This window comes from Pirellulales bacterium (assembly GCA_035533075.1).
Taxonomy (GTDB): Bacteria; Planctomycetota; Planctomycetia; order Pirellulales; family JAICIG01; genus DASSFG01.
In genome coordinates this window covers 1-9487 of sequence record DATLUO010000294.1, presented here as the reverse complement: position 1 = coordinate 9487, position 9487 = coordinate 1, and the positions used below count along the sequence as shown (strand labels likewise).

The following is a 9487-nucleotide window of genomic DNA, read 5'->3' as shown; positions in this document are numbered from 1 at the left end:
TCGCCGAACGCCGGCGGGCTGCTTCGCCGCACGGACAAAAGAAGTGCTCAAAGAACAGGCAGCCAGATGACCACTATGCACATCATTTGAGCAGCCGCCAAAAAACCCTCTGTCAGGTCGGTCGACAGGCAAAAACCTCGTATTTCATCGGCTGACGCAAATTTGCGTCAGCCGTGCGCGGCCGAGCGGCATTCGGCGGTCGCGTTAGGCCACTGCTCAATTCTTAGGCGTCACCGGCAACCGCGGACGACGGACGACGGGCCAACGGACCACTACAATTAGACGCCGGTCGCGGCCGAAAAGTTCCGCATTACGTCCGCTCTCCCTCCCAGTTCGGCCGCCAGACGCACAGCTCGCGCGTGAACTCCTCCAGCTCCATGCCGCGCTGCTCGCGCTTGTAACGTTGGTGCTCCTCCGACCGGACGCAATGGGCCGAGCGCGTGTCTTCCATGTGATCGACGTGGACCGGCGGCCAGGGATAGCCGTTGACGAAGCCCATCTCCGTCAATCGCTGTTGATAGACCGTCCAGCCGGAATCCATAAAGGGCTTCTGCTGGCTTTCGCTCAGGCAACCGATCGGTCCAACCCTGTCAAAAACTTCCCGCCGGATCATCACGGCGCAGCCGCCCACATAGGGCTGCGGCAGCACGCGCACGCCGTCGAACGACTTGATGCGGTGCTCGTCGGCCAGCGCCTCGCCCTCCTGCCGGAAGTGAAAGCCCGACAGCACGCCGAACCGCGGGCTGGCACGATGGCATTCGGCCAACCTGCGCAGCAGCTCCCGCGGCACGAGCGTGTCGTTGTCGATCTTGGCCAACAGCCCGGCCTCGGCATCCGAAGACCAGACCTCGTTCATCGGAAAGACCACGCCGCGGTTCACGGGCGAGGCGATGAGCGTTGCCCACGGCACGTCCGCCAGCCGCTCGTGCAAGTAATCGACGGTGCCGTCGGTCGAGGCGTTGTCCCAGACGACCACCCGCAGCTTGGGATAATCGAGCTTGAGCGCGGCCTCCAGCGCCAGCCGCGTGTATTCCAGGCGGTTATACGTGACCATCAGCAGCAAGCATCTTGGAAAATTTGCTCCCTCTCCCTCTGGGAGAGGGCCGGGGTGAGGGCGGTCAGCGCCGCAACTCGACGTCGTCTTGGCGTTGCTCCCTGCCGGAACTCTCACGAGTTCCGCTACGCTGGCGGAACGGCACGGAGTCCGCTCCCTATAGGGCCTCGCCGCCACCAGAAACTGATACACAAAAAACTCCTCCGCCTCCTCGCGCGGCAAACCGGCCGCCACGACCCGCCCCACTTGCACCCGCGTCTTGTCTTCCTGCCGCTGCCACTCGTCATAACCCGGCCCCGGCAGGTATTGGACCTTGTCGACTTGATAGCCCGCGCCGGCGAACAGCTCTTCCACGTCGCGGCGCGTGAAAAAGTGCAAGTGAGTATTGTCGAGCAAGCCCGCCGGTTCGTAGGTCCAGTTGCCCTCGATGAGCGCACCGACGACGCTGTGATGACGCGCGTTGGGAAGGCTGGCGACGATGGCCGCGTCATCGGCGAGCCATGCGCGTGCTCGGCGGAGAAAAGCCGCCGGATCGGCCAGATGCTCCAGCACGTCGGCGCACACCAGGCAATCGAATCGGCCGCCTTCGTAGCCCGCTTGCTCCGCGAGCGGGACGGCGTTCTCGAAGTCAAGATGCAGCCGTTCGACGTTGCCGGCGAACACGCGATCAAGCCGCTCGCCGGCCTTTCGCGCGGCCGCCTCATTCAGTTCCACGCCGACGACTTCGCACGGCTGCCGCTGCTTCAGCGCTTCGCCCAGCCGCCCCGCCCCGCAACCGATCTCCAGCACCCGCTTTGCCGTGGCCGGAATCAGCTCCAACACCTCCGGCCGTGCGAAATCGTAGTACAAGGGCACCGCATTTTGGATTCGTTGTTCGCTGCTCTCGATCGCCAATTTGCAATTCGCGATTTGCAATTTGCAATTTCCCGCACAGCGCAGAATCTCTTCCATCCGCTGCCGATAGGTGTGCTTGGCCAGCGCTTCCTCTCTGCCCGCCGCGGCGATCTTCTCGCGAACATCCCCACGCCGCAGGTAATAGCGCAGCTTGTCGAGCAACTCGCCGCCGTCGCGACACGTCGCCAAGTGAACGCCGTCGCGAAACAGTTCGGCCTGGCCGTTCTCGCTCAGGTCGTTGGTGATGAGCAGCGACCCGCTCGCCAGCGCCTCGAACACGCGCATGTTGACGTCGTTGGCCACGCTGCGGTTGAAGACGGTCCGGGAGGCCGAATAGATCCCGGCCATCTCCTCAAAGTATTTCTGGCCTACGAAAACGCTCTTGAAGTGCTGCTGGATCAGCCGCACGAGATCGACGCGCGGACCCGGAACCAAATTGCCGACGAAGCAAATGTCGAAGAGCTTCTGCCCCTCACCCTCCGTCTGTAGGGAACGCCCTCTGTGGCGCTCCGCTTCTGGGCTGGGGTGCGGGTCGTGGCAGCGCGCACGGCCTTCCCCGGAGGATGGCCTTCCCAGGCCGTCACCAAATTCTCTGGACGGCCTGGGAAGGCCATCCTCCGACAGCAACCCGTGAATCTCCGCATCGCAGGCCAGCGGCAGCCAGCGCGCCGAGGCGACGCCCTCCCGCCGCAACAGCGCGGCCCCGTCGCGCTGCGCGGCAAAAACCAGGTCGAACCCCTTCGCTTTCTCGAGACACCACTCAAAGTCGATGTGCGTATCGATGGCCCACCAGGCGGCCGGCCGCAGGTCGGCGGGCCAGAGATAGCGCATGCCGTCGTCGATATTGAGGTAAAGATCGAAGCCGCTCCGCGGCACCTCGGCCAGCTTCGAGGGGTGAAAGAACTGCACGTCCGCCAGCGTTTCCAACGCCCGCCGGCAATAAAACCCCGTCGTTTCGGGCCGCGTCTGGCGGTCGAGCACCAGAGCCACCTTGCGGATGGACGTTCCGGCGCAGCCGTCGATTCTATCGGTTGTGTGCATGGCACGGTCCTCCCTAAACATGTAGCGATCGGCGCGGCGTTCTTTGCCCAAAATTCCGCAGAAATTTTCCGCGGCCCAGCACGCCGCTTGACAAGAACCGCGCCGGCGTGATGATTTAGGGCGACAGGGGAGAATTTTTGCCTGGGTCAAGACGGGCGAGTCCCGAAAGCAGACCACCGACGTGACAGAACCGTCCGCATCCGACGACAAGGGCGGCCATCAATCAGATCCCGGCCCGTGGGAAATGCTCGGCATCCCTGAGCCGCCGTTTCTCGACGATCGTATGGCCCCGCAGGTCGATCGCCAGTTCTTGCAAAAGTTCGTGCGCGGCGAGCTTCCCAAGCCTTCGGCCGAGATTGCCGCGCGGTTGGTGTTGCTCTTCGCATCCTGGCACGGGGCCCACCAAGAATTGCTGGCTTCGGAGCGCAAAGGCCGGAAGGGCTAAGTTACGCCGCCGCGTAGCGGAATTCGTGAGAATTCGCCCTATGCGCAGCCCACTTCTCAGGAAGCCGTCTACTCGCGGTAGGCCGCCAGCCATCGCCGCATCTTCTCCATTGCTCGCTCGATCGCGTAGCGCACCTGCTTGTAGGTCAGTCCAAGCTGCGCCGCGATTTCGTCGCGGTCGAGGCCCGCGAAGAACAACAACATCACCAGCTTCTGGCGGCCTTTGAGCCGCTCGATGGCCGCCAGGATGTCAATCTTGCACGTGATGCAGGGCTGCGAATCCTCAACGGTGTTTACATCGCGCAGCTCGGCGTGCCGAGGGCGATATTCGCCGATCAGCCGCGCTGCTTCGCTGGCAGCGTGGTTGAGGATTATGCCGATCCAGGCCACGAAGCCGCTTTGCAGAAGAGCGGGCTTGAAGTGCAATGTCGGATCCGACGCCCCTTTCTCTGCCAAGTAAGCGAACACCTGTTGCGCGATGTCTTGGGCAATGTCGTCGTGCAGCTTGTGCGACTGCACCAACAACTCGGCTCGCCGCCGCACCTCGGCCTGCAGCCAGCGATCGCTGAGCACGGTCTTCAAAACGGCCGCCCATTCTTCGCATGTGCGCGGACCTCCGGTTACGATCTGCTCAAAGAGCGCCTGCAAGGCATCCGGCGACTCAGGATTCTCGTCGGGCTGCCGCTTCATAGACATGGCCCCGCCTCCTGCATCCACCGCCCCCCCGCACACGAACAATTCAAGCCGGCGAGAACCGCCGCCGCACGGCGTCGGCCACGCGCTGCGCGGCGCGGCCATCGCCGTACAGATTCCTAACAGCATCGCGCAACTTCGCGTCGCCGTCAAGTATCCTGCTGGGTGCAAGCTTGATCGCTTCCGGCCGCGTCCCCAGAACGACAAGTGCGTGCAACTTCGCCACAGCAATCTCCCTATCCCGCCGGGAGCGCGCCGGGCTGAGGGGGGTGAGGGTCGTGGTGTCGCTTTCCGATTCTGCGCCAGCGGACGTTTTCCACCGCCAACCAGCCGCAATTGTTCGCCCTGTCCAGCGAGAACTAAAGCGGCCGACAATTTTTTCAGAATGTTTGGCAAAACTGACGGCCTCGATTGCTACATAGTTGTGGAGGGCGATTGCGAACACGACAGGCCCTTGCGAGTGCCAACCATGTCAACGATCACCGCTATCATCACGGCCTATCGCCGGCCGCAAAACATCGCGCCTTTAGTGGCGGCAATTCTCGCGCAAAGCGTGCCGGCCGCGGCGATTTGGGCCTGGGCCAATGACCCCAGCGACAAGATGAAAGTGCTGCTGGCCGGCGCGAAACTGGATCGCGTCGTGACGTCGAGCGAAAACGCTTTCTTCCACGGCCGCTTCGCTTTAGCGCTTTTGGCGCCGACTGAATTCGTGGCCCTCTTCGACGACGACAGCATCCCCGGCAAAAACTGGTTCGCCAATTGCCTCGACACTTTTGCCCGTTCGCCGGGCATTCTGGGCACGGCCGGCGTGGAGCTGCACGAAGCCGGCTACGCCAAGCGCACCATGCATGGTTGGCAGCGGCCGGGAGAAGAAACGGTCGAAGTCGATCTGGCGGTCCAGGCCTGGTTCTTGCGCACGGAGTGGGTGAAGCATCTCTTTTCAGGACCGCCGGTTGTGGGCACGAACGGCGAAGACATCGAGTTGGCCGCGCGTGCCTGGCGGCTGGCGGGCATCCGGTCGTTTTGCCCGGCCCATCCGGCCAAAGACCAGAGCCGCTGGGGCTCGACCCGCGGGTTGGAGCTGGGCATCGACGAAGTGGCCGCTTCGCTGCGCGTGGAGCATCTGTCGGAGCGGCGGCGGATTGTCGAGGCCGAGATCGCGGCGGGATGGAAGCCGCTGTTTATGAGGAAGGGAACAGGGGACAGGGCACAGGGAACAGGGGAAATTGCAAATTGCGAATTGCAAATTGCAAATTTGAAATTGGAAGAGGGCGGCAACAGCGCTGCGCCGCGCTGCAGTGGCCAGTGCGCAGCCAACAGTATCGGCGATGCACTGGAACGCGAGCGCGACCCTCTCGCGTTTTTGCGGGCGCTGCGGCCATCGCTCGAAGGCAATCAGCGACTGACGGGTTCGGTCGCCAATGTGCGGCGGGAGTCGGTGATTCGCGGCCTGCTGGAAGGGCGTTGGCAGAACGGCGACCCTGGGCGGCTGCGGTACTTCACCCGCCGCGAGCTGGAAAAGCTCTTCTACCGCGCCGGCTTTCACGTCGCAATAAAACCGAAGCAGGAGGATGGGCTTCCTAGCCCGTCAAGTAATGGCGACGGCCTGGGAATCCCAGCGCGCCGGGACTCCAGCGGGCGCGGTGCCGATGCGGTAGCGGGACTCGTGAGAGTTCCGGCCAGCGACGCGAACGCCCCGAATTCTCACGAATCCGGCTACGCCCGTGACAGTCTGGGAATCCCGGCGCGCCGGGACTCCCGCAACGCCGCGCCGCTGTTCGCGTCGGGCTTCTCCGCCGACGAGGCCGCGGATATGCGCACCGACCGATTCGACTTTGAGGCCCTGCGCGACGATCCGCGCGATTACGGCCTGACCTCGATCGTGGTTGTCACGCATAACCAAGTGTCCTGCACGCGCGCTTGCCTGGAGAGCATTCGCTTTGTCACCGACGAGCCCTACGAGTTGATTGTGGTCGATAACGGCTCGACCGACGGCACGGTCGACTGTTTGCGGTCATGTCCGGATGTAACGCTGATCGAGAACGCCGACAATCGCGGCTTTCCGGCGGCGGCCAACCAAGGCATCCTGGCCAGCACGGGCAAGCAAGTTTTGCTGTTGAACAACGACGTGATCGTCACGACCGGTTGGCTGCGGCGGATGTTGGAAGCGTTGGAGGGTTCGGGGTCCGGGGTTCAGGGGACAGGGGAAATTGCAAATTGCAAATTGCAAATTGCAAATTGGCAATTTGAAGCAACGCACGAGGTAAACGGCGACGCAGCCAAGACCCAAGACCTAAGACCCAAGACCTCCGGCCTTAATCCAAAATCGAAAATCCAAAATCCAAAATCGCTCGGTCTTGTCGGTCCGCTCACGAACTCCGCCAGCGGCTATCAGGAGATCCCCGTCACCTACAGCAACCTGGCCTGTCTCGACGGCTTCGCTTGGGAACACGCCAAAGCGCACGCCGGGCAGGTCCAGGAGGTCGACCGTCTGATCGGCTTCTGCCTGCTGATCCGCCGCGAGGTGATCGACGAGGTGGGCTTGTTCGACGAGCGGTTCGGCATCGGCAACTACGAAGACGACGACTATTGCCGCCGTGCGCGGCAGGCCGGCTGGCGGCTGGCCGTGGCCCGCGAGGCATTCATTCATCACTTCGGCCATCGCACCTTCGACGCCGCCGGAGTCGATCTGAATGCGGTGCTGGAGCACAACAAACGGCTGTACGACGAGAAATGGCGAGCGGAGGATGGGCTTCCCAGCCCGTCACAAGAACAACGCGACGGCCTAGGAAGGCCATCCTCCGTCCCTCATCCCTCCTCTCTCATCCCTCTTTCCCTCTGTATGATCGTCCGCGACAACGAGCGCACGATCCGCGCGGCGCTGGAGAGCATCAGGCCCTGGGTCGATGAGATGATCGTGGTCGATACCGGCTCGACCGACGCCACGCCCGACATCTGCCGCGAACTCGGCGCTCAGGTCTATCACTTCCCCTGGCCCGACAGCTTCGCGATCGCGCGCAATGAATCGCTCAAGTATGCCCGTGGCGAGTGGATCTTCTGGATGGACTCCGACGACGTGATCGACGCCGAAAACGGCCGCAAGCTGCGCGCATTGGTAGCGGGACTCGTTCGGCGGGGGGAAATTGCAAATTGCGAATTGCGAATTGCAAATTGCCAATTGCAGGCGCAAGGCGACACAACCAAGACCCAAGACCAAAGCCCCAAGACCCCCGACCTCAATCCAAAATCCAAAATCGAAAATCCAAAATCTCCGGGCGTGCTGGGCTATGTCATGCAAGTCCATTGTCCGGGCAAAGACGATTTGCACGACGTGACGGTCGTCGACCAGCTCAAACTCTTCCGCAACCGGCCCGATTTGCGGTTCGAGGGCCGCATTCACGAGCAGGTGCTGGGAGCCATCAACCGGGCCCAGGGCGAGATGGTCTTCGCCGACATTTTCGTCGTGCATGCCGGGGCCGACCGTTCGCCGGACGGCCGAATACGCAAGCTCAAGCGAGACATCAAGCTCTTGCGGCTCGACCGCCGCGAACGGCCCAATCACACGTTCGTGCATTTCAATCTGGGCATGACTTATTCCGACGCCGGCAAACACCTGAAGGCCATCAAAGCCCTGCGCCGCAGCCTGGCGCTGGCCCAGCCGCACGAATCGCATGTCCGCAAAGTCTACGCCCTGCTGGTCGTCAGCCATTGCGGGCTGGGCCAACGCGCCGAAGCACGGCAAGCCTGCGCCGAGGGTCTCAGGTTGTTCCCAAAAGACCCCGAGCTGCTTTTCCGCAATGGCATGCTTTCGCATGAAGACGGGCAGTTGCGGACTGCGGAGGCGAGTTACCTGGCGGCGCTGGCCAACGACGACAGCTTGCACTTCGGCAGCATCGACCGCGGCATCGTGGGCTTCAAGGCCCGCCAAAATCTGGCCGCCGTTTATACCGATATGGGCGCGCTCGGCAAAGCCGAGGAGCAATGGCGGCGGATCGTCGAAGAAGTGCCCACCTATCGCGATGGCTGGCGATGGCTGGTCGAAAACCTGCTGTTGCAAGGAAAGCTGCGCGACGCCGAGCAAAGCGTCGAGCGCGTTTTCGCGTCCGACCCCCGTCTGCGGGCAACGGGTTTGACGCTCGCCGCGCGGATCGCGGAGGCGACGGGCCAGGTCGAGGCCGCCTTGGCGACGCTCCGGCAAGCCAGGCGCGAATGCCCGGACGACGCGGCGCCGCTCGACGACCTCTGCCGGCACTTGTTCTATCGCGGCGAGCCGCGGGAGCTGGAAGAGGCGTTGCGTGAAATGGTGCGCCGCCAGCCGGAGAACGCGGCGGCGCACCAGAATCTGGGGACGACGCTGTTGCGTGCCGGCCGTTTTCAGGAGGCGGCCGAGGCCTTCCGCATGTCGCTGCGCGAGCGGCCCGACTCCGCCGTGACGCAGCTTTCGCTGGGCTATGCGCTGTCGAGTGCCGGCAACCCGCGCGAGGCCGGCGCCGCCTTCGAACAATGTATCCGCCTCGCGCCCGAGCCGCGGCTGGTGGCCGAGGCCCAACGTCAACTCGCGGCCCTGGCCGCCTAACCCATGGACATCCTTTACATCTACCGCCGAAACAGCGACGAGGAGCTCGAGCTGCGATACTCGCTCCGCAGCGTCGCGCGACACCTGCCGTGGATTCGCAAAGTGTGGATCTTCGGTGATCGGCCGCAGTTCCTGGCCGAAAACCGGGCGATCGTCGAACATGTGCCGCAGCACTACACCGCCGCGATCGGCGGCTACCGCCTGCCCGTGACAAACCTCTTCTTGCAGGTGTTCCTCGGCTCGCTCATCCCGGAGCTGGCCGCCGAGTTCCTGCTGTTTGCCGACGACTACATCCTGCTCGATGCCGTGGGCGAGGGCGAGATGCGCAAAGACCGCGCTCTGGAAAACCTGGCGGACCGACGCGCCGTGCGAAACGGCGCGGCCCAATCGTTGTGGCGCGAATCGCTGTGGCGAACGGCCGATCTGCTGGCGCGGTTCGAGCTGCCGACGTACAACTTCGAGACGCACGTGCCCGCTTATTTGACCAAGGCCCGCGTGCTGGAGGCGTTCTGCGCCTTTCGCGATTTCATCACCGAAGACCGTCTTTACGGCCCGCTGGCCTTGACCACCATCCTCAACCTGGCGCTGAAGCGGGGCCCCGGCGGCGTGGTGCTGCTCGGCCAAGAGCAATCGCGGGCGGGATTTTACGCCCCGGCCGACCTGGCCACCATCCGCGCCCATTGCGCCGGCAAGAAGTTTTTGAGCTTCGACGAGTCCGGCTTCACCGCCGACCTGCGGCGGCACCTCGACGAACTGTTTCCCCAGCCCTCGATTTACGAAAGCCC

6 protein-coding genes are annotated in these 9487 nt (G+C 63.5%); 3 read left to right on the top strand and 3 right to left on the bottom strand.

Features of this window, described 5'->3' with window-relative positions:
• Window positions 1–310 precede the first annotated feature (310 nt).
• Entirely contained in the window at window positions 311–2989 is a 2679-nt protein-coding gene (locus VNH11_36170) for a methyltransferase domain-containing protein (GenBank protein ID HVA51835.1), read from the bottom strand.
• Window positions 2990–3170: 181 nt separating this feature from the next.
• Between VNH11_36170 and VNH11_36165 the strand changes: the two genes are divergently transcribed.
• Complete coding sequence (locus VNH11_36165) at window positions 3171–3434, top strand: hypothetical protein (protein ID HVA51834.1); 264 nt, start codon at window positions 3171–3173, stop codon at window positions 3432–3434.
• A 68-nt stretch (window positions 3435–3502) separates the two neighbouring features.
• On the opposite strand, the gene VNH11_36160 is transcribed toward VNH11_36165, so the two are convergent.
• Together VNH11_36160 and VNH11_36155 are read right to left on the bottom strand one after the other, a co-directional pair.
• Window positions 3503–4129 (bottom strand): sigma-70 family RNA polymerase sigma factor, encoded by a 627-nt coding sequence (locus tag VNH11_36160; GenBank protein HVA51833.1) that lies wholly within the window; start codon window positions 4127–4129, stop codon window positions 3503–3505.
• Between the two features lie 43 nt (window positions 4130–4172).
• Window positions 4173–4352, bottom strand: a complete 180-nt coding sequence (locus VNH11_36155) for a hypothetical protein (protein ID HVA51832.1) — start codon at window positions 4350–4352, stop codon at window positions 4173–4175.
• 243 nt (window positions 4353–4595) lie between these two features.
• Between VNH11_36155 and VNH11_36150 the strand changes: the two genes are divergently transcribed.
• A complete protein-coding gene (locus VNH11_36150) occupies window positions 4596–8702 on the top strand; it encodes a glycosyltransferase (GenBank protein ID HVA51831.1) in 4107 nt (1368 codons plus the stop codon).
• A 3-nt stretch (window positions 8703–8705) separates the two neighbouring features.
• On the top strand, window positions 8706–9487 hold a 782-nt coding region (locus VNH11_36145; protein ID HVA51830.1), incomplete at its 3' end, for a hypothetical protein.

Excerpts from the sequence above, each read along its gene's own strand:
- VNH11_36170 (HVA51835.1), bottom strand. The coding sequence starts at position 2,989 with ATGCACACAACCGATAGAATCGACGGCTGCGCCGGAACGTCCATCCGC.
- VNH11_36160 (HVA51833.1), bottom strand. The coding sequence starts at position 4,129 with ATGTCTATGAAGCGGCAGCCCGACGAGAATCCTGAGTCGCCGGATGCC.
- VNH11_36150 (HVA51831.1), top strand. The coding sequence starts at position 4,596 with ATGTCAACGATCACCGCTATCATCACGGCCTATCGCCGGCCGCAAAAC.